At 42.4% G+C, this 21,827-nt stretch carries 22 protein-coding genes; 17 read left to right on the top strand and 5 right to left on the bottom strand.

Annotated elements, in window-relative coordinates; all coding sequences use genetic code 11:
• Positions 1 to 39 precede the first annotated feature (39 nt).
• Positions 40 to 699, top strand: a complete 660-nt coding sequence (locus Q9R24_RS07410) for a 4'-phosphopantetheinyl transferase superfamily protein (protein ID WP_311204277.1) — start codon at positions 40 to 42, stop codon at positions 697 to 699.
• A 23-nt stretch (positions 700 to 722) separates the two neighbouring features.
• On the opposite strand, the gene Q9R24_RS07415 is transcribed toward Q9R24_RS07410, so the two are convergent.
• The gene (locus Q9R24_RS07415; RefSeq protein WP_311204278.1) at positions 723 to 1,493 is read right to left on the bottom strand and encodes an SDR family oxidoreductase; all 771 of its coding nucleotides are present in this window, start codon (positions 1,491 to 1,493) and stop codon (positions 723 to 725) included.
• 91 nt (positions 1,494 to 1,584) lie between these two features.
• Here Q9R24_RS07415 and mazG point away from each other — a divergent pair, with 91 nt between their 5' ends.
• From mazG to Q9R24_RS07495, 16 genes are all read left to right on the top strand, one after another.
• A complete protein-coding gene (gene mazG, locus Q9R24_RS07420; RefSeq protein WP_311204279.1) occupies positions 1,585 to 2,397 on the top strand; it encodes a nucleoside triphosphate pyrophosphohydrolase in 813 nt (270 codons plus the stop codon).
• Positions 2,357 to 2,779 (top strand): ComEA family DNA-binding protein, encoded by a 423-nt coding sequence (locus tag Q9R24_RS07425; protein ID WP_004647476.1) that lies wholly within the window; start codon positions 2,357 to 2,359, stop codon positions 2,777 to 2,779. Before mazG ends, Q9R24_RS07425 begins: the two co-directional genes overlap by 41 nt.
• 136 nt (positions 2,780 to 2,915) lie before the next feature.
• Positions 2,916 to 4,388 (top strand): polynucleotide adenylyltransferase PcnB, encoded by a 1,473-nt coding sequence (gene pcnB / locus Q9R24_RS07430; protein ID WP_311204280.1) that lies wholly within the window; start codon positions 2,916 to 2,918, stop codon positions 4,386 to 4,388.
• The gene (folK, locus tag Q9R24_RS07435) at positions 4,385 to 4,870 is read left to right on the top strand and encodes a 2-amino-4-hydroxy-6-hydroxymethyldihydropteridine diphosphokinase (RefSeq protein ID WP_253101006.1); all 486 of its coding nucleotides are present in this window, start codon (positions 4,385 to 4,387) and stop codon (positions 4,868 to 4,870) included. The genes pcnB and folK overlap by 4 nt, the downstream gene beginning before the upstream one ends.
• A 53-nt stretch (positions 4,871 to 4,923) precedes the next feature.
• A complete protein-coding gene (gene panB / locus Q9R24_RS07440) occupies positions 4,924 to 5,733 on the top strand; it encodes a 3-methyl-2-oxobutanoate hydroxymethyltransferase (protein ID WP_311204281.1) in 810 nt (269 codons plus the stop codon).
• Position 5,734: 1 nt separating this feature from the next.
• Entirely contained in the window at positions 5,735 to 6,583 is an 849-nt protein-coding gene (panC, locus tag Q9R24_RS07445) for a pantoate--beta-alanine ligase (RefSeq protein ID WP_311204282.1), read from the top strand.
• Positions 6,584 to 6,601: 18 nt separating this feature from the next.
• Positions 6,602 to 7,453, top strand: a complete 852-nt coding sequence (gene rapZ, locus Q9R24_RS07450) for an RNase adapter RapZ (protein ID WP_004278335.1) — start codon at positions 6,602 to 6,604, stop codon at positions 7,451 to 7,453.
• Positions 7,450 to 7,719, top strand: a complete 270-nt coding sequence (locus tag Q9R24_RS07455) for an HPr family phosphocarrier protein (RefSeq protein WP_034438008.1) — start codon at positions 7,450 to 7,452, stop codon at positions 7,717 to 7,719. Before rapZ ends, Q9R24_RS07455 begins: the two co-directional genes overlap by 4 nt.
• Before the next feature lie 2 nt (positions 7,720 to 7,721).
• Positions 7,722 to 8,255 carry a ribosome biogenesis factor YjgA gene (yjgA, locus tag Q9R24_RS07460; RefSeq protein ID WP_005107862.1) on the top strand — a complete coding sequence of 178 codons (534 nt, stop codon included), beginning with the start codon at positions 7,722 to 7,724 and terminating at the stop codon, positions 8,253 to 8,255.
• 711 nt (positions 8,256 to 8,966) lie between these two features.
• Positions 8,967 to 10,235, top strand: coding sequence for a HAMP domain-containing sensor histidine kinase (locus Q9R24_RS07465; RefSeq protein WP_311204283.1), 1,269 nt, complete (start codon positions 8,967 to 8,969; stop codon positions 10,233 to 10,235).
• Between the two features lie 86 nt (positions 10,236 to 10,321).
• On the top strand, positions 10,322 to 13,072 hold the full coding sequence (glnE, locus tag Q9R24_RS07470; RefSeq protein ID WP_311204284.1) for a bifunctional [glutamate--ammonia ligase]-adenylyl-L-tyrosine phosphorylase/[glutamate--ammonia-ligase] adenylyltransferase: 2,751 nt from the start codon (positions 10,322 to 10,324) through the stop codon (positions 13,070 to 13,072).
• Between the two features lie 24 nt (positions 13,073 to 13,096).
• A complete protein-coding gene (locus Q9R24_RS07475; RefSeq protein WP_004278329.1) occupies positions 13,097 to 14,023 on the top strand; it encodes a branched-chain amino acid transaminase in 927 nt (308 codons plus the stop codon).
• A gap of 128 nt (positions 14,024 to 14,151) precedes the next feature.
• Positions 14,152 to 14,874, top strand: coding sequence for a hypothetical protein (locus tag Q9R24_RS07480; RefSeq protein ID WP_004647484.1), 723 nt, complete (start codon positions 14,152 to 14,154; stop codon positions 14,872 to 14,874).
• A gap of 38 nt (positions 14,875 to 14,912) precedes the next feature.
• Positions 14,913 to 15,656, top strand: a complete 744-nt coding sequence (locus tag Q9R24_RS07485; RefSeq protein WP_004733016.1) for a hypothetical protein — start codon at positions 14,913 to 14,915, stop codon at positions 15,654 to 15,656.
• Positions 15,657 to 15,658: 2 nt separating this feature from the next.
• Complete coding sequence (locus Q9R24_RS07490) at positions 15,659 to 16,471, top strand: glycosyltransferase family 25 protein (RefSeq protein ID WP_311204285.1); 813 nt, start codon at positions 15,659 to 15,661, stop codon at positions 16,469 to 16,471.
• 6 nt (positions 16,472 to 16,477) lie between these two features.
• Positions 16,478 to 17,530 (top strand): glycosyltransferase, encoded by a 1,053-nt coding sequence (locus Q9R24_RS07495; RefSeq protein WP_247143803.1) that lies wholly within the window; start codon positions 16,478 to 16,480, stop codon positions 17,528 to 17,530.
• Here the strand turns inward: Q9R24_RS07495 and Q9R24_RS07500 are convergent.
• From Q9R24_RS07500 to aspS, 4 genes are all read right to left on the bottom strand, one after another.
• On the bottom strand, positions 17,519 to 18,619 hold the full coding sequence (locus tag Q9R24_RS07500; RefSeq protein ID WP_247143802.1) for a glycosyltransferase: 1,101 nt from the start codon (positions 18,617 to 18,619) through the stop codon (positions 17,519 to 17,521). The genes Q9R24_RS07495 and Q9R24_RS07500 overlap by 12 nt on opposite strands.
• Positions 18,620 to 18,663: 44 nt before the next feature.
• The gene (locus Q9R24_RS07505) at positions 18,664 to 19,530 is read right to left on the bottom strand and encodes a lysophospholipid acyltransferase family protein (RefSeq protein WP_311204286.1); all 867 of its coding nucleotides are present in this window, start codon (positions 19,528 to 19,530) and stop codon (positions 18,664 to 18,666) included.
• 18 nt (positions 19,531 to 19,548) lie between these two features.
• The gene (locus Q9R24_RS07510) at positions 19,549 to 19,770 is read right to left on the bottom strand and encodes a hypothetical protein (protein ID WP_004278319.1); all 222 of its coding nucleotides are present in this window, start codon (positions 19,768 to 19,770) and stop codon (positions 19,549 to 19,551) included.
• Positions 19,771 to 19,885: 115 nt separating this feature from the next.
• Positions 19,886 to 21,670 (bottom strand): aspartate--tRNA ligase, encoded by a 1,785-nt coding sequence (gene aspS / locus Q9R24_RS07515; RefSeq protein WP_311204287.1) that lies wholly within the window; start codon positions 21,668 to 21,670, stop codon positions 19,886 to 19,888.
• Positions 21,671 to 21,827 lie beyond the last annotated feature (157 nt).

The following is a 21,827-nucleotide window of genomic DNA, read 5'->3' on the forward strand; positions in this document are numbered from 1 at the left end:
TTATCTGGCGACGTAAAATGAAAAAGTCCATCTGTTTCTATGAGCTTTGCATTGTCGCGAAATATTCAAATTTATCTACAAAAAATAGATCAGTTCTTTTCAATTGAACTGCCTCAATCACGGGTAGAGCAAATCAAGAATCGAAAACTGGCAATTTATGCGCATCGTAACCAGTTGCTGTCAGATCAATTCAATCATCCGATCCAATCTCTGGATTTCACCGCCACTGAATATGGCAAGCCTTATTTAAATGACTATCCGGATTTCAGTTTTAATCATAGTCATAGTCAAAATTTCTACGCCCTGGCCACGAGCAGGAATGTCCAAAACTTGGGAATCGATATTGAAGAACTGAGCCGTAAAGTCCGTTTTGAAGCTTTGGCACAGCACGCCTTCCATCCTGAAGAACTCAAAAATTGGCAAGCGCTGGCTTATGACCCTGAATACTGGTTTAAAGTCTGGACGACCAAAGAGGCCGTGTTAAAGGCATCAGGCTTGGGAATCCGGATCAACCTCAACGAATTCAATACTAATATCCATCCTGAGCAAAATGGCGGGCGCTGCGAACATCCAAAGATTGGCGTCTATGCCTATCAAAATTATACGCTTGCTGGCTGCGTGCTCACCGTGGCCTGGCAAAGTGAGCACTCTTGCAACGGGTTGAAATTTCCGGTGATTCAGATTCATCACACTGTCTAAAACAGAATCAACCCAAATATTTTTTATTTTCTAGAAATGATCAGATTACTCAGCCGATTCACAAATTGTGGACTCATCCGCGATAAATGAAATAAAAACTGGCTTTTGAATCCGACAGGATGATGGGTGGCTTGCCAGATGGAATCTTTGAGTTCTGCCAGTTTAAGAATATCTTGTGCAACATCTTCTGCTTTTAAATGCACGCCCATCTTTTTGATGCTTTCTGCCTGCATATCTTTGACCATGGCGGTACTGACGAAAAGCGGCATAACATCCAAGACTCGAATCCCATAGGGTTGCCACTCAATATCCAGACTTTCAGTCAGGCCACGCACTGCAAACTTGCTGGTGGAATAACTGCTTAAATCGGCTTGGCCATAAATCGCCGAAGCTGAAGATAGATTGATGATGCGGGCAAATGAAGATTCTTTTAAATAAGGGAAAGCGGCATGACAGCCGTTCATGACTCCTTTAACATTAATATCCAGAGTCCGATGATGCGCCATAATATCAGTTTCTTCAAAAGGGCCTGAATATAAAATCCCGGCATTATTGACCAGAATATTGATTTCACCTGCCCAAGCTGAAAATTCGGCTAAAGCTGTTTCCCAGGACGTATAACCAGCCACATCCAGAAAACCGGCTTTGGCATGTTCGCCCAGTTGCTGGGCCAGTTGTTCTGCCTGCTCCACCTGAACATCATAAATACCCACCTTGTAGCTGTGCTGGTAAAATAGGGCGGCTGTCGCGGCACCAATTCCTTGTGCTGCACCGCTAATCAATATACTGTGCATGTGCCTGATCTCCTTATTGTCTTTTTTTTGAGCATAACAAGAAACTGGCAGATTGACGCGACAATTTGGTAAAAAAAAGAGGTTTTTAAACATGGAACAACTACTCAAGGTCATGCGCGAATTACGTGAAAAATGTCCATGGGATCAGCAGCAGACCCCCGAATCTCTGACCAAATATGCCATTGAGGAAGCTTACGAAGTCGAAGCGGCAGTCCGCTCTGGAAAAGTCGACGATGTCCGCGATGAGCTGGGTGATTTGCTGTTACAGGTAGTGTTCCAGTCGCAAATGTATAGCGAGCAGGGGGCTTTCGATTTTCAGGATGTGGTTCAGGCCATTACCGATAAACTGGTTCGCCGTCATCCGCATGTATTTCAGGCTGAACAATTTGCAAAAATGAGTCCGGAAGATGTGTCTGAGCTATGGAAAGAAATCAAACAGCAAGAAAAGCAGGGCAAGCCGCGTTCACGTCTGGATGATATTAAACATGCACCGGCTTTGGTGCAGGCCGATGAAATTCAAAAAAATGTCGCCAAAATCGGTTTTGATTTTCCGGACATGGCGGGTGCTTATGCCAAGCTGGAAGAAGAACTGGCTGAATTAAAAGCAGCGGTAGCCGGACAAAATTCCGATGAAATACAGGAAGAATTTGGTGACTGCTTATTTTCTCTGGTCAATGTTGGACGTAAACTTGGCATCTCCAGCGAGATGGCATTATTGGGGACGATCCATAAATTCCGGACCCGCTTTGCCTTAATGGAAGATCAGGCACAATTACAGCAATTAGACCTGGAAAAACTGTCACTGGCTGAACTTGATCAGCTCTGGGAACAGGCTAAATTAGAATTAAAACAAAGAGCAGCACATGAAAAAAACACCTTATCGAATCGGTCCAACATGGATTAATCTTCTTCTGAGTTGCTGGCTGGGCTTTATTTCTATCGGAACAGCGCATGCGACTGCGACCGATTATATGGAATGGAAGACCCAACAACAGCAACACGACGCCCGCCTGAAGAAAAAAGCTGCCGCTACGGCTTCATCAGAAAGCAATCACTATCTGGCGAAGCCTGCATTATCGGCATCTTCCGCTGCTAATAAAATCAGTTTGAATAATGCAACAGTGGAGCAATTACAGCAGCTAAATGGTATTGGTCAAAAAAAGGCTGAAGCGATTATTGAACATCGGCAAAAAAACGGAAAATTCAAAAGCATTGAAGAGATCCAGCTGGTCAAAGGTATTGGGCCGGCATTATTTGCCAAAAACAAGGCCAAACTGGCCTTGTAAGGCGACAGCATGGATCATGACTAGCTGATTGATTTGACTCGCAGGATTGACATAATCAAATTGCCCTTTAGGCGTGTAAGCGATATGATTAGCGTCATCTTAGAATTTTACGTTCAGACGTAGGAGACAGCGTCTTTTGCAAACTTTGCGCGCGTCAAAATGTGGTTTATCAACCGCTCAATTACCTTCTTATATTCTCGATGTGATTGATGCCTTAAACAAGGCAGGCTATGAAGCTTATATCGTGGGTGGTGGTGTTCGAGATCTGATGTTAGGTTTGAATCCTAAAGATTTCGATGCAGTCACCAATGCCACCCCGGCTCAGGTCAAGGAAGTTTTCGGACGACGTTGTCGAATTATCGGACGACGTTTCGAACTGGCGCATGTCTATTCAGGGCGGGAACTGGTTGAAGTGGCAACCTTCCGTGCACCCCCCAAAAAAGCAGTGACCTCGGCCGCGGGGATGATTCTGCGTGATAACAACTGGGGCAGCATCGAGCAGGATTTTGCCCGCCGTGATTTCTCCATCAATGCAATGTATTACCAGCCGCGTAAAGGCATTGTGCTGGATTTCTGCAATGCAGTGGATGATATCCACAGCAAAACCTTACGCTTACTCGGTGATCCGACTTTAAGATTTGAAGAAGATCCGGTGCGGATGCTACGAACCTTACGTTTTGCCGCCAAGCTGAACTTTAATATTGATGAAGCGATTCTGGATGTCTTTACGCCGGAAATGACCCAGTTGCTGCGTGATGTTTCTCCGCATCGACTTTATGATGAATCACAGAAGCTGTTCACCATGGGACACCTGAATCGTGTCTTGCCCATGCTAATCGATTTCGGGATCTGGCAGCAGTTATTTGCAGATATCAAGCCTGAAATTACGCCGTTTATGGAACGCGCTGCGAAAAATACCGATCAGCGTATTTCGATTGGCAAGACCATCAACCCTGCATTTTTTTATGCAGTACTGTTATGGCAGCCATTCCTGGAACGTTGTGAATTCTATCTGAATAAAGGCGTGGTAGCGGCCGAAGCCCGTGCCCAAGCTGGTCTCGACGTATTAAAACGTCAGGCAACCCGCACTATTATTCCACGCTTTGCGGAAACTTTTATTCGTGAAGTTTGGGAAATGCAGACCCGTTTGCTGAACCCGAAACCACAGCAAATCGAGGCTTTGTCCAGCCATGCGCGTTTCCGTGCCGGCTTTGACTTTTTGCTGTTGCGTGAAAAATCAGGCGATGCAACTGCACAAGGCATGGGTAGCTGGTGGGATGCTTATCAGCAAATGAGCGGTGACGAGAAAGAACGGGCCATCAGCCAGTATAACCGTCAGCGTGCCAAGAGCCGTCGCAAGGCGAGTCAAGAAGAACATCTGGAACAGAAACTGACCCAACAGCAAGATCTTGCCGAGATTGAGCCATTAGTGAATGAACCTGAACCACGCAACCGTCGGGTGCGTAAAGCCAAGTTTGAAGACAAAGTGAAACCTCTGTCGCATGTGGCAGCCAGTGCCAGCGGTGAAATTGGCGCAGATCATCCGATTATGAAACGTAAGCGGGTAAAACGTGATCTGAGCCAGGTGGTGTTTGGGCCAACACAATGATCGTGACGTATATTGGCCTGGGCAGTAACCTGGGCGATTCACGCCAGATTCTGGCAGAAGCTGTACAGAAACTGGCGACCTTGGGGCAGGTGAAAACTTCGCATCTGTATCAAAGTCCACCGATGGGGCCACAGGATCAGCCAAACTATCTGAATGCAGTGGTGCAGTTAAATACCGATCTGGCAGCTTTAGGCTTGCTGGATCGCCTGCAAGCTTTTGAGCAGGACGCTGGTCGGGTACGTTTACGTCATTGGGGCGAACGTACGCTGGATCTGGACTTGCTGCTCTACGGTAATGAGCACATTCAAAATGAACGCTTAACTGTGCCGCATGTTGGGGTATTAGAGCGTGATTTTGTCCTGATTCCACTTCTGGATATTGAGCCTGAATTACAGGTTTATGGACACAGATTAAAAGACCTGGACATCGTTAAACAGTCGACCCTCGCGGTACTCGATGACAGCAACTGGGCAAATATTTAATTTTTAAGTGATGGTAGCTTTGTCAGAACTTTCAAGCATAGAGGAACATTTTCATGGTCAGTCTGAGTGATTTAAGACGCTTTAAAGCAGAGGGACGCAAATTTTCATGTCTGACTTGCTATGATGCCAGTATGGCCAAAGCCATGGAAATTGCCGAAGTGGACAGCATTTTAATTGGCGATTCTTTAGGAATGTCAATTCAGGGCCGTGATTCGACTTTGCCGGTCACGGTTGTGGATATGGCTTATCATACGGCTGCGGTACGCCGTGGTAACCAGCATGCTTTTATCATGACTGACTTGCCATTTATGAGCTATGCCACCTTGAATGATGCCTTGCAAAGTTCGAAAACCGTGATGCAGGCTGGTGCGCAAATGGTCAAGATGGAAGGCGGTGCATGGTTGGCAGAAACTGTGCAAGTGCTGACCCGTAACGGTATTCCGGTGTGTGTGCATTTGGGTCTGACGCCGCAGTCGGTACATGTCTTTGGCGGTTATAAACTGCAAGCCCGTACCCGTGAAGCGGCCGATCAGCTCATTGCGGACTGTAAGGCAGTGGTCGAGGCGGGTGCTGCACTATTGCTACTTGAATGCGTACCAGCACAGCTTGGCCAGGAAATCACCGAACTGTTTCCGCAGATTCCGGTCATTGGCATTGGTGCAGGTGCAGCTACAGATGGTCAGGTATTGGTGGTTCAGGACATGCTCGGTTTGACTTTTGGACATACCGCAAAATTTGTACGTAATTTTATGCAAGAACAATCGGGTGCGACAGCCATTCTGGATGCTTTTAAAGCCTACCATGCTGCAGTTTTAGATGGATCTTTCCCGGCACCAGAACAAACTTTTCAGGTTGAATTGTAAGATGAAAACAGAAACCACCATTCAGGGCTTAGCGGCATCATTAAATCCGGCGCGTACCAGTCGCAAGATTATCGGTTTTGTACCGACCATGGGCAATCTGCATCAGGGACATTTAAATCTGGTGCGTGAAGCACGTAAGTTGTGTGATGTGGTGGTGGTCAGTATCTTTGTCAATCCGATTCAGTTTGGGCCCAATGAAGATTTTGATAGCTATCCGCGCACGCTTGAACAGGATCAACAACTATTGGCTGAAGTTGGTTGTGACATCGTGTTTGCGCCGACGGTTGAGCAAATGTATGGCAAAAAACCGCGTCTGACCAATATCAGTGTCTCTGACATTACCAATGATTTATGCGGTTTGCAGCGTCCCGGCCATTTTGATGGTGTGGCGGTGGTGGTCACTAAATTGTTTAATATCGTACAGCCGAATTACGCCTTCTTTGGCCAGAAAGATTATCAGCAATTGGCGGTGATTCGTCAGTTTGTACAAGACCTGAATATTCCACTGGAAGTGATTGGTGTACCGATTGCCCGTGCAGAAGATGGCCTGGCTTTAAGTTCGCGCAATGGTTATTTAAGCGAAGAGCATCGTGCAATCGCACCGGTCATTTATCAAAGCTTGCAACGGGCTGAACAGCAATTACATGCAGGCGTGGAACTGGATACGGTATTGGCCGAAATTCGTCAGAGCCTAACCGATGCCGGTTTCGTTGTTGATTATGTTGAAGCCCGCACGCCAGAATTACAAAAAATTCATACGTTTAATCAAGATCTTGTGTTACTTATAGCTGCAAAGCTGGGGAATACACGTCTGATCGATAACCTGCAGGTTAAATACACTGCCGGCTAAGATGAAAGGGTAGCATGCATGAAGCGCATTTTAATTGTCACAGGACAATCTGGTTCGGGTAAATCATCTGCATTACAGGTGCTTGAAGATCTGGGTTATTACTGTATTGATAATTTGCCTTTGGCATTGCTTCCCGAAATTGTGGCAAAACTGGACAGCGAAAACAATCTGGAACAGTTGGCGCTGGGCGTCGATGTGCGCAGTACCCGGGCAGATTTACAAGAATTTGATCATGTATTTGAGCAACTGCAACAGCATGGTTCGGTCGATATTATCTATCTGACCACGCAGGATCAGGAGCTGATTGCCCGTTTTAGTGCTTCGCGTCGGCCGCATCCTCTGGCGTCACGCTTTAAAAGTCTGAATCAATGCATTCAGGAAGAAAAAATCCTGTTAATGCCGATTCAGTTGCGTTCTACGGTGCATATCGATACCACCGATAAAAGCGTGCATGACCTGAAACATACTTTGTTGTCCAAGCTCGGACAGGCCGATAACCTGATCCTGATTTTACAATCTTTTGGTTATAAGCATGGCATTCCACTGGATGCCGATTATGTCTTTGATGTCCGGCATTTGCCGAATCCGCATTGGGAACTGGAACTGCGCAAATTTTCAGGGCTAGATCAGCCGGTGCAGGCGTTTTTACAAAAGAGCGATCAGGTCGAGGATATGTTCAATGATCTGTATCATTTTCTGGACAAGTGGTTGCCGACCTTTGCTGAAGGGCATCGTCATTATATGACCGTGTCGATTGGCTGTACCGGTGGTCAGCATCGTTCTGTTTATATTGTGGATAGACTAAAAAAAGCCCTTGAGGCAAAATGGTCTATTCAAGTCCTCCATCGAGAAATGAAGCACTGGTCATGATTGATACGACAGTTGACGTAATTAATAAACTGGGTTTACATGCACGCGCATCTGGTAAACTGATAGAAGTTACCACCAAATTTCGTTCCAGTATCCAGATTGGCAAAGCGGATAAACTGGTAGATGCAAAAAATATCATGTCCTTGCTGATGCTCGGTGCGGGCAAAGGAACAACTTTACGCTTGGTGATTGAAGGAGCAGACGAGGACAAAGCCTTATCTGAAATTCAGGCACTATTTGCAGCAAAATTTTATGAGGCAGATTAATCGTGGCACGTCGACCGAACAGTTTAACTGAAGAAGATTTTGATTCTTTAGAGGGACGCGCAAGTAAGACCGAACAGAAAAAAGCAGTCCAGCGTATGGCTGCTTTGGGTGCGCAGCTTGCAGAGCTGAGCGCTAAACAAATTAAAAACCTACCCGTAGATGAGCGTTTGATTGATGCCTTGCTTGATGTGCAGGCAATTAGTTCACATGAAGCACGTCGTCGTCAATTTTCACGGATTGGTAAATTATTACGCAATGAAAATGAAACGGTGATTTTGTCTTATTTAACACCCAAACAAGGTCTTAAAAAGACAGCTCAATTACAGCGTTGGGTGGATCGAATTGTTAAAGATGGTGATCCAGCCATCAATGAATTTACCAAAAACTATAATGCGACAGAGCGTCATACCTTACGTCAACATTATCTTCGGGTACACCGTGATTTAAAGAATCAAGCACCTGAAGAAGAGGTGAATGCTTCTAAATTAAAGCTGTTTAACTATGTGCAGCAAGTAGCGTTGATTTCTGATAATTAAGCAGTTATTTAAAAAGCGGTCTTTTTAGGCCGCTTTTTTATAGCTATTCTGAGCCGATTGGTTTGACGTAGACATGCATAGCCTATAAGTGATCTATCTTAATATTTCTATTCCAGCTTCTAAAACTGCACTGAGGATAAAAAACACAAAATTTTCGCAATTAATTTGTTAATGAATGTAAGTTCTTTACAATTCTCAGTGGTTTTTTGGGTATGTTTTTAGTTGAAATGCTGATATTTAAGTATTTCTTACATTGGAATTGTTAAGATATTTTAAAAAATTAAAAATTAATTCTGAGCATTATTAGGTAGATGAAGCCTGATATAAAATCTATTTTTAATCATAAGGTCAAGCTATATAATTGAAAAATCATTAGCTTTTACTCTAAGTAGGGTAAAAAGCGATGGTGGGTATTTTTTAGTCAGTAGTGTGTTACAGTGAATATAAATAAACATGCTTATTTTAGGTGAGATATATTAATTTCAAATGCTTATGTAGATTTTTTTCGAATAGTAAATTTTCAAGTTATTCTTAATCAATTAAATATCAGTGCTTTGCAGTTAAGAATGTATCTGGATAGAAACAGGTTAACAAATCCTTTAACCTATAGGTGAGTTTTCATCGTTGAGTAAATATAGAATCTTTGTTATTGATTGTATAAATTTGGTCGGCTGTGTTTTCTATATTCCATAAACATTCAGAGAGGCAGACATGGAACTAAAACTGCTAGAGGTCGGTCAGAATACGGAGCAATTAAGCTCGTGCCGTATATCTCTCATTTTAGGTGTCTATACCTCTAACAACCTATTAGACACCTTTTGTAAGATCGCCCGTAAAGTTTTAAACGTTAAAACCAGTATTATTCGCTTCCACACGGAGCCCTATATCTGGTACAGCTGTCCGCGCGGTTTCCGGGCTTTGCACGCCCCGCAGGACGTGAATCTGCCTACGTATCTGCAACACGCAGATGTCATCGACCAGATGCATCCTGCTTATACAGAACTGTCAAATTATCTGAAAGATCTCGGTGTAGCGCATCAGAGACTGGTTGCATTTAATTTAAAATCGAGTAACAGTGTATCTTTTGGACAAGTCATTTTCTTTGATGATCAGACCGAACTGTTTGATCAGGACGATATTGCCACTATTAAACAATTTGCTGAAAGTTTAGTGATTCGAATTCAGCTCAATCAAGAACATACTGAACTGAAAGAATTATATGAACAGCAATGCGCACTCAACTTCAGTAAAACCAAATTTTTCCAGATTATTGCGCATGACTTGCGTGCACCATTTCATGGTTTACTGGGCTTTTCCGAAGTGCTAGCGCAGGAGCGTGACACTCTGGACGAATCCAGTATCCAGAGCATCGCGGATTATTTATATGATAATGCACAATCGACCTATAACCTGCTGGAAAGCCTGCTGACTTGGGCGATGGCAGAGGGTGGACGCTTTATTTATCATCCGATTAATTATGAATTGAAACAATCCAGTAATATTGTGTGCAGTGTGCTGAAAAGTCTGGCCTTAAATAAAAAAATTGAACTGGTTGATAATATTCCTGAAGACATCAAGGTACATGCGGATATCAACATGATTACCTCTGTCTTGCAGAACCTGGTGTCGAATGCGCTTAAATTCACCCCGGTGAATCAAGGCGGTAAAGTGATTTTAGCTGCAGAAATGGAAGGCGAGCAGGTCAAGATTACGATTCAGGATACTGGCTTGGGCATGACTGAAGAGCAGATGCAGAATCTGTTTAAACCGACTTTGGGTGTGAGTGTCAGAGGCACAGCTGAAGAGAAAGGGGCAGGTTTGGGTCTGGTGCTCTGCAAGCGCTTTATTGACCTGAACCATGGTCAAATTGCTGTAGATTCCAAAGAGGGTCGGGGTACGACCTTTACCGTGCATTTACCGATGGTCACCAATGATCATCAGGCACTGGTGCTTGAAGATGTACATATCGAGCAATCTTAAAGAAGTAAATTTCAAGCTAAAACATTCCCACTGAGACAAAACTCCTGCTATAACTAAGCAGAATGTTTCAGGGGAAGAGTTGAGTGATGAATGCGGCACAATTGCAGAAAACCTTAAGAGCCAGCCAATATGCCGAACAGGTATTGGCCAATCACCAGAGTCTACTGGAACAGGATTATGCAATTGACCAGTTTCAAGGCTCACTCAGTCGGGAATATATTGATCAGCTGGTGCAGCACTGCATCCTGAATATAAGCGATGAAGCAACGTGGATGCGCGCAATGCGTATTTTGCGGGCTCGATTGATGTTTCGTTGGATCTGGCAGGATGCCAATCAACTCACCGATGTCATTACCCTCACCCAAGAACTCTCCGATTTTGCCGATGCCTGCATCTGTGCAGCGAAAAATTTTGCCCGTATTCCGGTCGCTGCCAAGTATGGTCAGCCGATTGGTTATAATGGAAAAGTTCAGGATCTGATTGTCATCGCCATGGGGAAACTCGGTGCCCAAGAACTCAATCTTTCCAGTGATATTGACCTGATTTTTGCCTTCGACGAACAGGGTGAAACCGATGGGCGTAAATGTATTGATGTGCAGCAGTTTTGCATCCTGTGGGGACAAAAACTGATTCATTTGCTGGATCAGATCACGGCGGATGGTTTCGTATTCCGGGTGGATATGCGCCTGCGTCCTTGGGGCGATGGTTCGGCGCTGGCCATTAGCCACGCGGCCTTAGAAAAATATCTGAGCCAGCATGGACGTGAATGGGAGCGTTATGCCTGGATTAAAGCGCGTATTGTCAATCCAAGCCCAGAAGGCGATGAGCTGCTGGAGATGACCCGTCCATTTGTATTTCGCAAATACGTCGACTACAGCGCTTTTGAAGCCATGCGCGAAATGAAAGCCATGATCGAGCGCGAAGTGCAGCGCCGTAATATTGAAGATGATATCAAGCTCGGAGCCGGTGGCATTCGCGAAGTCGAATTTATCGTGCAGGTGTTTCAGCTGATTTATGGTGGAGCCAAGCTTGAATTGCAGGATCGCCAGTGTCTGGTGAATCTGAATCATCTGGATGATGCCGAGTTACTGGATGAACAGGCGGTGCAGGATCTGGAAGATGCCTATTTATTCCTGCGCCGGGTTGAGCACGCGATTCAGGCCCTAAATGACCAGCAAACGCAATTACTACCGACAGAGCCAGAGTTAAGGGCACGGATGACGGACACACTTGGTTTTGCTGATTGGGAAAGCTTTATGGCATATCTCAATGAAAAGCGTGACAAAGTGATGTATCAGTTTGATCATTTAATCAAGGAAAATGGTCCAGATACCCTGGTTGAAAGTTTTTCACAGCTGGAAAAAAAACTCAAAGAAGTGTTGGATGAGAATGCGAAAAATCTCGTTTATGAGTTCTGGAATGGGCATGCCTTAAAAAAATTACCAGCCAAAGCAGTGCAGCGTTTAAAAACCTTCTGGCCGCATTTAATCGAAGCAGTTTTACAGTCAGATGATCCTCAGGTGGCGTTGGTGCGCTTAATGCCCTTAGTCGAATCAGTGATGCGCCGTACGGTATATCTGGTGATGTTAATCGAGAGTAAAGGGGCGTTGCAGCGACTGGTGAAGATGGCCACGGTCAGCCCCTGGATTTGTGAAGAACTGACCCATTATCCGGTGCTACTGGATGAATTCCTGTCGATGGATTTTGAATTGCCGAAACGAAAGGATCTGGAAGATTCCTTGCGCCAGCAACTGTTACGGATTGAAATTGATCAGGTCGAAGACCAGATGCGGGTTTTGCGCCTGTTTAAAAAATCTAATGTTCTGGCCGTTGCCGCCAGTGATGTGCTGGCAGAAAGCCCGCTGATGAAAGTTTCCGATGCCTTGACCGATATTGCTGAAGTATCGGTGAATGCAGCGCTGCATCTGGCTTATCAGATTGTTGCGAAAAAGCATGGTTTTCCACTGGATGCTGAAGGGCAGCGCTGTTCAGTTGAGCATACGGCTTTTGCAGTCATTGGTTATGGTAAAGTCGGTGGAATTGAACTGGGTTATGGTTCGGATCTGGATCTGGTGTTTATTCACTACATGGGTGAACAGGCCGATACAGATGGACTCAAGCCGATCAGTGGCTTTGAGTTTGCCATGCGCGTGGCACAAAAATTCATGTCACTGATGACCACGCAAACTCTGGATGGACGTGTATATGAGGTCGATACCCGCTTGCGTCCATCGGGCGAAGCTGGGCTTTTAGTGACCAGTTTAAAAGCCTTTGAACAATATCAGTTCAAGAGCGCCTGGTTATGGGAGCATCAGGCCTTGGTGCGAGCCCGTCCAATTGCGGGTGAAATGAGCTTGCGGAAAAAGTTTGAAGTCTTGCGCCGGGATATTTTGATTCAACCCCGTGATGAAAATTATGTGCGGGCAGAAGTACTGAAAATGCGTCAGAAAATGAAGGAGCATCTGGGTTCTTCCGCCGATCAAAAAAAAGATGGTATTTTTCATTTAAAACAAGATGCAGGTGGTATCGTAGACATCGAATTTATGGCACAGTATGCGGTGTTGGCTTGGAGTGGGACGAATAAAGATCTCGCCCATTTCTCCGACAATGTACGAATTCTTGAGGATGCCGCAAAATCAGGTTGCTTATCCAGCAACGATGCGACTGCTCTGATTCAAGCTTATCTCCGTGAACGCGCCGAGAGCCATCGCTTAGCCCTTGCAAATCAATCCATGCAAGTGTCTGCAAGCGACTGGCACGATACCCGAATGACCGTTTGCAAGTTATGGCAAAGACTGATTGATCCAAGTGCAGACTTTGCACTGGATAGTGAATAATTGTGAGAAATTGGAGTTTGTGGCATGAATTTGGCTGATCGTGATGGTTTCATTTGGCAAGATGGACAACTAGTTGACTGGCGTGAGGCAAAAACTCACGTATTAACACATACTTTGCATTACAGCATGGGTGTGTTTGAAGGCGTCCGAGCTTATGAAACCCCGAATGGAACGGCTATTTTCCGTCTTAAAGAACATACCAAGCGTTTGTTGAATTCTGCAAAAATTTATCAAATGAAAGTTCCATTTGATCAAGCAGCATTAGAACAGGCTCAAATTGATGTTGTTCGTGAAAACAAATTAGCGTCTTGCTATTTACGTCCAATTATTTTTATTGGTTCTGAAAAACTCGGTATCGCTGCAACTGACAATACCATTCATGCCGTAGTTGCGGCATGGAGCTGGGGTGCTTACCTCGGTGAAGAGGCGATGGCGAAGGGAATTCGCGTAAAAACGTCTTCATTTACCCACCATCATCCGAACGTGACCATGTGTAAGGCTAAAGCATCAGGTAACTACACCTTGTCGATTCTTGCGCATCAGGAAGTGGCGCATTCAGGTTATGATGAAGCAATGCTGCTCGACCCACAAGGCTATGTATGCCAAGGTTCAGGCGAAAACGTATTCCTGGTGCGTGATGGCGTGATTCATACGCCTGATATCGCAGGTGGTGCGCTGGATGGTATTACCCGTCAAACGATTATTACGATTGCTAAAGACTTGGGTTATGACGTAATTGAACGCCGTATTACCCGTGATGAGTTCTACATCGCAGATGAAGCATTCTTTACCGGCACTGCTGCAGAAGTAACACCAATCCGTGAATACGATGACCGTCAGATTGGTGAAGGTGTACGTGGTCCAATCACCACTCAAATCCAGAAAGCATATTTTGATGCAGTTCAGGGCAAAGACCCGAAATATGCACACTGGTTAACTTATGTGAAGTAATTAATAATTTACTGATTGAAAAAACCTCTCATTTGAGAGGTTTTTTTTAACTGATGTACTTATTCTGCCGAACTTATGTCATCATATTCAGCATCAAGAAGATTTTAAGATGAGCTTAGGCATACGCAATGAGTAACATCGTTATTTGTATGAAATGGGGAACCAAATACGGTTCGGAATACGTCAATCGTTTATACAATATGGTTAAACGACATACGACAGTCGACTTTAAAATGGTCTGTCTGACGGATCGTACTGAAGGCATTGATCCTGCAGTACAATGTTTCCCTATTCCACCTCTGGCATTGCCTGAGGGTGCCCCTGAGCGTGGCTGGAACAAGCTGTCCACTTTTGAGCCTGATCTTTATGGTTTAGAAGGCAATGCACTCTTCCTCGATCTTGATGTAGTGATTGTCGATAATATCGATGAGTTCTTTACCTATCCGGGCGACTTTCTGATTATCCATGACTGGAAACGGCCGTGGCGTATTACCGGTAACAGTTCGGTTTACCGGTTTAAACTGGGTGCTTTCCCAGGTCTGTTACCTTATTTCCGTGAAAACTTTGATGAAATCCGTAAAAAATTCCGTAATGAGCAAGCCTATTTGTCTTGGTATGTAGACCGTGAAGGTAAACAGACCTATTGGCCAGAAAGTTGGTGCAAGAGCTATAAGTATCATTGCCTGCAAAAAATCCCGATGGCTTACTTTAAGCCCCCTGTGAAACCTGAAGGCGCTAAAATTATTGTATTCCACGGTGAAATTAATCCGCCAGATGCAGTGAATGGTGGTGGTGGGAAATGGTACCGTTATGTATTGCCATCGCAGTGGATTAAGGATGCTTGGCAGTAAGCTGAATCAATGAGAAATTGAAAGAGATTTAATTTCAAATGCCGGTAAGAAAGAAAAGTAAGTTCGAACAATGGTTTTCATTTAGTCGTCATCAGCGTCGTTTTGGTGCTGAAAAGATTTATGCGCAATTTGGTCAAGCCGATTTAAATCAGTTAAAAAATACCATCATTGATGGGGATCAAATTCAATATACGCATGGTTCGGCCAAAGATCTCAATGAGCATATTGAACAACTCAAACAGGAGTTTGTGGGGCAGTCTGCATTAAATCATTTCCATGCCAGTCTGATTGTTTTAATTCGCCGTGAGGTCGATACTCAAAATAATTATGACAAATTCAAGGCATTATGGATGGCTGAACGAGATTTTCTTGTACAGTCATTGAATATACGCTGGCTGATTTCAGCCTGTGATACTTTTATTGATTTTGATGAAGACGTAACTCTAAAAGCCATTTTGATGAATGCAGTGGTATTGATTAATACGCTTAAGTTACAGGAAACAGAACGTTTTTTGTGTGATCAGTCTTTAACTGTAAATCAGGAGCATCAGCAGTTATTACAACAACAGCGCTATGCCTTATTTGATGGTACGGCTGCATTTGCGGTTGGAACTGATGATACTTTACGTAATATGCGATGGCGTCTCGAGCAAATATGTGAGGCTCATGAACTGGGTCAAATTGTAATTGAGGTTTTTGACAGATTACAGCTTGATCAGAATAATAATATATATTCACGTTTTAAACAGCGTCACACTCGTGAAAAGACGAGATGGTGGTAATTGTGAATATTTTGATTATTAATTTAAAAACATCGAAAGACCGATTAGAGTTTCAAAAAAAGCAATTTGAAAAATTGGGATTGCCTTTTGACGTCTTAGAAGCATTTTCAGTTGTTGATTTGAATGAAGAGCAATACCAAAAGCTCGGTTTTGGTTGGCAAAGGCCTTTGCGTAAAGTTGAGGTAGCGTGCTTTCTCAGTCACCAAAAAGCCTGGGAAGAAGTAATAAAAAGGAATCAGCCCTGTTTAATTCTTGAAGATGATGCCGTATTGGCTTCAAATGTAAAAGAAATTTTAAACGAAATTGAGCAGCATCAATTTTTAGATGTGGACTTAATTAATCTGGAAGTAAGAAGTCGTAAAAAAATTATAAGTCGAAAACCTGTATGCACCTTAAATCATACTCAGGTTAAATTATATGGTTTATATCAAGATCGTACTGGAGCAGCAGGTTACATTCTCTATCCAAGTGGTGCGAAAAAACTATTAGATCGTTTGGCGAAAACAGCGCCAGCGATTGCAGATGGATTTATATTTTCGGCTTATGAGTTACAGTGTTTGCAAGTCGAACCTGCAGTGATTATTCAAGAAGATCAGCTTGGTGCTTATGGTCTCTTACAACAAGGGCATTTTGATTCGACCATTGGGCGCTCTGAACACTTTAAACCTGAATTCAGCTCTATCAAAGAAAAATATAAGTTTAAAAAAAGACGTTTAGTAGGACAAATTGCAATGGCGATACGATATTTGCAGGTCATGGGAAAGGCAGAAAAAAGATTGATCAATCTAGATCAAGAAAAATTTATTCAGGATTAGTGCTTCATGAAAAAAACAATCGTATTAGCCATTTTTACTTTACAGGGAAATGGCGCTGAACGTTTTGCTTTAACCTTGGCAAAGGGCCTAATTGATGCAGGTCATGAAGCACATATTGTTTATTTTAAAAATATTATTGATTTACCGATTCCTGAGGGCGTAAAACTTCACTTTTTTGATTATCAAAAGTATCGTGCAATTCCTAAATTTATGCGTGCCAGTTTTGCAGCAAAAGCATTTGATCGGTTTGTTATTAAAAATATTGGGATCCCTGATCTTGTCCTATCAAACTTATTTCCTGTTGATTTTATATTATCAAAAAGTCAGTTACCGAATGTTCATTTAGTCATTCATAACACGACGAGTTTGGAATATGGTGAAAGATTAGAGGGAATGAAAAAACAGTTGGATAAAGTTTATTTAGCCAAGCCTTGTGTAGCAGTAAGTAAGGGTGTCGAAAAAGACTTTATTAAAGTATTTGGCTCAAAAAGTCGGATTACTACAATTTATAATCCGATTGATGTGGAACAAGTGGTTTCAACAGCAAATGAATATATTCCTGATATTGAAAAACCATATATTGTAAATGTTGGGAAGTTTAAGCAACAGAAACGACATGATATTTTAATTAAAGCTTATGCAAAAGCCAATGTTCAAGAAAAGCTGGTTTTGGTCGGGACTGGTGAACTATTAGAAACTTCTAAAAAATTGGTTAAAGATTTAGGGATAGAAGGCAAGGTTATTTTTACAGGCTTCAAAAAAAATCCCTACCCATATATTAAGCATGCAAAATTTATGGTTTTGTCGTCTGATTTTGAAGGGTTGGGTTTAGTAATTTTAGAAGCTTTAGCTTTGGGTATTCCCGTTATAAGTACTGATTGCCCTTCGGGTCCCAATGAAATTTTACAAGCTAATAATCTCGTTGCTGTAGGCAATATTTTTGAACTTTCGCTTAAAATCAATCAAGCATTAAAAGAGGTAGATAATTATTCAACAAATTTGAATCCATCTTTTACCCAAACTTATGCTGTTGCGGAATATATACGGTTAATCGATTAACTTAATAAATTTATCAGCCATCTCTTTAATATCGTAACGTTTTGATAAGTTTGGGGGAATTTGATATGGATTTTCTAATATATCTTCGATAGAATTTTTTAATTCTGCACGATTATTTGGTTGTACTAGACCGCGTTGCATATCAGGGGTAAAAAATTGATGTGATACTCCTTCGCTGCAATTATATGCAACGACATGAGTGCCATTTAATAGAGCTTCTCCAATAACAAGACCGAAGCCTTCTGTCTGAGAAGGGAGAACTAATATTTTACTCTTTTTAATATACTCGATAGGCTCATCCACCCAGCCAGTAAAATGAACACGATCGCTAATATTTAGTTGATTGACTAATTTTAAAAGTTTGTCTTTTCTTGCTCCATCACCAATAATAATCATATTTTTAATAATATGAGAATTTTTTAGAGCAAATAAAGCATGTTCAATTTGTTTGGAAGGTGATAAACGACCAACATAGCAAATATCCCATACTTTTTCTTTCTTTTCAGATTGTATTGTATCTTTTAAATTTAATCCATTATAAATAACATTTATATTAGAATTCTCTAAAATTTGAGAATATTTCAATTTTAAATCTTTATTAAGTACGATAAAATTTTTGTTTGAAAACACTTCCTTAAATTTATTAATAAATTTTCTCTTCTTATATATATTTCTTAATATTTTAATCGGATTTGAAGTTTTATTAAATTCAGGAAGAATATCTGCTTGTGACCATATCCATATATTTGGATGATTAATAAATGATATGCTTAAATATGCATACCAAATAGTTAATATAACAGCTTCAGGTTTTATTTCATCAATAAGAGACTGGAGTTGTTCTTTCTTACTAGATTCTAATTTTTTGTCTATTAATAACTTCCCACCAACAAATTTAATAGGAAAATCAATAGATTGAATATTGAAACTCTTAGTCTTTTCTTTATAATTATTTATATCAATTAAGGTTATGATGTTTATTTCATAGCCTCTCTCTTGCAGTTTTTTTGCAAGATTAAGAGTCATAATTTCTGCACCACCACCTTTAAGATGATCAATAATAAAAAGAATTTTTTTCTGATCTTTCATTTTAAACCTAATTTTTAAGTTTTAATTTAAGTAGCTAATTTTTACTATGAGTAATATAAACTTTTGTCATTTTCCAACTTCCTAAACCTTTTATATCCCCACAAATACTGTTCTGGAGCGACATTAATCATGCGCTCCATTTCTTTATTTAAGGTATCAACCGACAGTTGTAAATCTTTAGATACAATATCATTTGATAATTTAGTCACGTAAATATCGTAGCCAGACAAATCCTCTCGTCTTAAACAACTAAGCCCAACTACAGAACATTGTGTTTTAGCTGCCAGTTTGGAAAGTAAGGTAGAAGATAGCGCATTCTGATTGTAGAAAAGTGAGTAGATACCACCACTCTCTTTAGGAACATGATCCGGTAAAATTGCAGAAAAACCGCCCTGTTTTAAATGCTTAAATAAAGCACGTACCCCAGAATCATCTGTCGGGACCAGTGTGGCATTCAGACGTTGCCGAGCTTCAAGCATAAATCGGTCAACATCTTGATTCTTGCTGGGTTTATACATAATCACAGGGGAGGTATGTTGATTTACCCAAACATTCAACAGCTCCCAAGTACCAAAATGAGGTACCACGGCCAAACAGCCATGAGGGTTTTGCAAAGCTTGCAGGAAAATATCTTCACCCTGCACATCTCGAATTAAAGACAGCGCATAGTCTGGTGATGAACCCCAAATTTTGACGGATTCCGCATATGTCATGCACTGACTTTTCAGACTGCGTTTAGTCAAATCAGCCTGTTCAGCTTCAGAAAGTTCAGGATAAGCAGAGGCCAGATTAATCTCGGTCACTCGGCGTGCAGAAGAATGGCTGATATACAAAAGCAATCCAGCCAGTTGCGCAAGATTTTGAATGAATCTTAGTGGAAGCTTGGAGAAATTTTTAAGTAGGGTGTACATGGTATCCAGATGGTCAGATTATAGGTCTTTGTCCGGATTGCCCTTCAGCACCATATATATCAAACCTACAAAAATCAGCAGGGCGCCTAAAATACTGCTCAGGCAAAAATACACAATACGGTCATTGGTATCGAGGTTGAACAGGTTGTTGGCAAGGATATAGCGCATGAACAGCCATTGAACCACTGAAAATACAATAAGCATAATGCTGCGATTACGAACTGCAGGACGCATAGCCATTGCTAATTACCTTAGATTAAAAACTGTGGCTATTATGCCACTGTTCCAGATGTGACTCAATCACACAAAAAAAGCCCCACACGAGGCAGGGCTTTTTCACTTAAATCTTCAAGAATTATTCTTGAGATTCAGCTTTTGGTTTTTCACGTAAACGAATACCAAGGTCACGCAGTTGGTTTGATTCAACTGGTGCCGGTGCTTGCGTCAATGGACATTCAGCAGTCTTGGTTTTCGGGAATGCAATCACATCACGAATCGAAGATGCACCAGTCATGAGCATCACCAGGCGGTCAAGACCGAATGCCAAACCACCATGCGGAGGCGCGCCATAACGTAAAGCGTTCAACAGGAAGCTGAATTTCTCTTCGGCTTCTTCTTCACCAATACCAAGTGCTTCAAAAATTGCTTTTTGCATTTCAAGGTTATGAATACGCAGCGAGCCACCACCGACTTCAGTACCATTCAATACCATGTCATAAGCAACTGAAAGCGCAGCGCCCGGGTTGTTTTTCACGTCTTCAACGCTTGATTTAGGCAGCGTGAATGGGTGATGCACAGAGGTCCATTTGCCATCATCAGTTTCTTCGAACATTGGGAAATCAACAACCCAAAGTGGCGCCCACTCACAAGTTGATAATTTAAGGTCATGACCGATCTTCACACGAAGCGCGCCCATTGCATCGTTAACAACTTTCGCTTTGTCTGCACCGAAGAATACGATGTCGCCATTTTCAGCACCAACACGTTTCAATAGATCAAGCACGATTGGCTCGATGAATTTCACGATTGGAGATTGAAGACCTTCAATGCCTTTTTCAAGTTCGTTGACTTTGATATACGCTAAACCGCGCGCACCGTAGATGCCTACAAATTTGGTGTATTCATCAATCGCGCTACGTGGCAGTGAACCCGCACCCGGTACGCGAAGCGCAACGATACGACCTTTAGGATCTTTTGCAGGGCCTGCGAATACTTTGAACTCAACGTCTTGCATTAAGTCTGCAACGTCAACCAGTTTCAAAGGAATACGCATATCCGGTTTGTCAGATGCATAGTCACGCATTGCATCGTTGTAGGTCATGCGTGGGAATTTATCAAACTCAACATTTAGAAGTTCTTTGAACATCTTAACGGTTAGAGTTTCCATTAAATCCATGATGTCATCGTCACTCATGAACGATGTTTCAACGTCGATTTGGGTGAATTCTGGCTGACGATCCGCACGTAAGTCTTCGTCACGGAAACATTTAGCAATTTGGTAGTAACGATCAATACCGCCCACCATCAACAACTGTTTGAATAGCTGTGGAGATTGTGGCAGTGCGTAGAAACTACCGTTAGATACACGGCTTGGCACTAAATAGTCACGCGCACCTTCAGGCGTTGCACGAGTTAAGATCGGAGTTTCAACGTCTAGGAAGCCATTGTCTTCGAAGTAGTTACGAATCAGGTTGGTTAATTTAGAACGAAAACGTAAACGATCTAGCATTTCTGGACGACGGATGTCTAGGAAACGGTATTTCAAACGAATTTCTTCAGAAATATTGGTGTTTTCGTCATTCAATGGGAATGGCGGAGTTTCAGACTGAGCAAGAACTTCAATTTCTTTACCCAAGACTTCGATTTGACCGCTCACCATATTGGCATTTTCTGTGCCTTCATAACGGCGACGTACACGGCCTGTAATTTTTAATACAAATTCTGAACGTACTTTATCAGCAGTTGCGAATGCTTCAGGAGTATCTGGGTCAATAACCACTTGAACAAGACCGTCACGGTCACGCATGTCAAGGAAGATTACACCACCGTGGTCACGGCGACGGTGAACCCAACCGCATAATGTTACGGTTTGGTCAATTTGAGCTTCGGTTAATGAACCGCAGTAATGAGTTCGCATCATAGCGTTAAAAATCCAACTATATGGTTTAAGGTCAGCGAATACGTAAACAGCGTACCGCTTTTCGTAAAGGTAGGATTATGCCTCTTTGGGCATGTAGTCACAAGAACCTGGGTCAAAAACAATATCATTTTAAAGTGAATAGACGAAAAGCCAGCGC

Origin of the sequence: Acinetobacter sp. RRD8 (genome assembly GCF_031844225.1) — a bacterium.
Taxonomy (GTDB): domain Bacteria; phylum Pseudomonadota; class Gammaproteobacteria; order Pseudomonadales; family Moraxellaceae; genus Acinetobacter.